The 642-nt window shown below is 40.0% G+C and carries 1 protein-coding gene; it reads right to left on the bottom strand.

Translation table 11 applies throughout. From position 1 onward, the window contains the following. Positions 1–4: 4 nt before the first annotated feature. Positions 5–642 (bottom strand): IS3 family transposase (locus tag ACTXGE_RS12485; RefSeq protein ID WP_443543695.1); only part of this gene is annotated, 638 nt, incomplete at its 5' end.

The following is a 642-nucleotide window of genomic DNA, read 5'->3' as shown; positions in this document are numbered from 1 at the left end:
GGGTTTATAAGGAGTCAGATACTGCAAGTATCTGGCTTTTTTTTGGAATATCACTTCTTATATTTTTATGAGCTTGGTTCGGTGTGAGCATATTCAAACTTAAATGCGGTCTCCTCTCATTATAGATATGTATAGACTCGTCTATCATTACTTTCAACTCATCAAAAGTATTACACTCGTATAGTAAGAACTCATATTTTAAAATACCATTGATTCTCTCAGCCAAGGCATTTTGGTAACAATCATAGCCATCCGTCATTGACGGCGTTATCTGATAAGCTTTTAGTGCCTCTTGGTATAGCTCGGAGCAGTACTGTAGTCCTCTGTCTGAATGATGAATCATAGCATGATCATAGTAGCGGTTAGACTGCGCCATCTTTAACGCTTTGACCACATTGCACGCTCTCATATCGTTACTCAAGTGATAGCCCATAATCTGTCTTGAACAAGCATCTGTCACCAGCGATAGATAATGAATGCCCTCACTAGACTTTACGTAGGTGATGTCCGCCACGAGTACTTGCTCTGGTATCAGCGGTTGGTTTTGGTTGTCTTTTAACAAATTAGGATATTTCTTGAGCCAGTGCTTACTGTCAGTCGTCTTAGTATAGCTACGTTTGGGTTTCACCAGTAAGTCATGTG

The organism is Psychrobacter sp. T6-4 (assembly GCF_052258425.1).
GTDB lineage: Bacteria > Pseudomonadota > Gammaproteobacteria > Pseudomonadales > Moraxellaceae > Psychrobacter.
Note: the sequence above shows the minus strand (reverse complement) of the source record. Positions and strands in the feature narration are given on the sequence as shown.